This is a genomic window from Pseudomonas sp. PNPG3 (genome assembly GCF_023093815.1).
GTDB classification, from domain to species: Bacteria; Pseudomonadota; Gammaproteobacteria; order Pseudomonadales; family Pseudomonadaceae; genus Aquipseudomonas; species Aquipseudomonas asiatica.
Genome location: NZ_JALLKV010000248.1, coordinates 1 through 264, shown reverse-complemented (window position 1 = coordinate 264; position 264 = coordinate 1). Strand labels below are relative to the sequence as shown.

The window sequence follows — 264 nt, the reverse complement described above, 5'->3', positions numbered from 1 at the left end:
CTGCGTCAGCAAGGCCTGCTTTTCCTGATCCGCCTGGCGGGCTGCCTGCAATTCCTGGCTCAGGGCCTGGGCCTGCTGGCGCACGAACAGGCCGCGCAGGCGCTGCTGCGAGTGCTCGCCCAGCAGGCGTTGTTCGCAGGCATGGTGGGCCTTGTAGTGCTGCAAGGCCAGGACGTGCTCGGCTCGCCGCTCGGCCAGCTCGGACAGGGCCCGATGAGCCTGGCTTGCCAGGGCGGTGAGCCGGCCTTTCGTGGCATGAGCCAG

General features: G+C 69.3%; 1 protein-coding gene. It reads right to left on the bottom strand.

Features of this window, described 5'->3' with window-relative positions:
• The coding region (locus MJ643_RS30920; protein WP_247727342.1) for a hypothetical protein at positions 1-264 on the bottom strand (264 nt) is incomplete at both ends.